This is a genomic window from Duganella sp. sic0402, assembly GCF_019219065.1.
Lineage (GTDB): Bacteria > Pseudomonadota > Gammaproteobacteria > Burkholderiales > Burkholderiaceae_D > Rugamonas.
Map to the genome: position 1 here is coordinate 1 of NZ_JAHUWK010000032.1, position 618 is coordinate 618.

1 rRNA gene is annotated in these 618 nt (G+C 51.8%); it reads left to right on the forward strand.

Features of this window, described 5'->3' with window-relative positions:
* Positions 1-618: ribosomal RNA gene (locus tag KW842_RS27160) — 23S ribosomal RNA — on the forward strand; the annotation flags it as partial.

Genomic DNA, 618 nt, shown 5'->3' on the forward strand with positions numbered 1-618 from the left:
GGCTAAAACAGTCAGGATGTTGGCTTAGAAGCAGCCATCATTTAAAGAAAGCGTAATAGCTCACTGATCGAGTCGTCCTGCGCGGAAGATGTAACGGGGCTAAGCCAGTCACCGAAGCTGCGGATATGCGCAAGCATATGGTAGGAGAGCGTTCTGTAAGCCTGCGAAGGTGTCTTGTAAAGGATGCTGGAGGTATCAGAAGTGCGAATGCTGACATGAGTAGCGATAATGGGGGTGAAAAGCCCCCACGCCGTAAGCCCAAGGTTTCCTGTTCAACGTTCATCGGAGCAGGGTGAGTCGGCCCCTAAGGCGAGGCAGAGATGCGTAGCTGATGGGAAGCAGGTTAATATTCCTGCACCGTCGTATGATGCGATGGGGGGACGGATCGCGGAAGGTTGTCTGACTGTTGGAATAGTCAGTTTCTGCTTCATAGAAGGTGCTTAGGCAAATCCGGGCACGTAATTCAAGGGAGTGGGACGAGTGTACTTGTACACGTAGCAATCGGAAGTGGTTCCAAGAAAAGCCTCTAAGCTTCAGTCATACGAGACCGTACCGCAAACCGACACAGGTGGGCGAGATGAGTATTCTAAGGCGCTTGAGAGAACTCGGGAGAAGGAA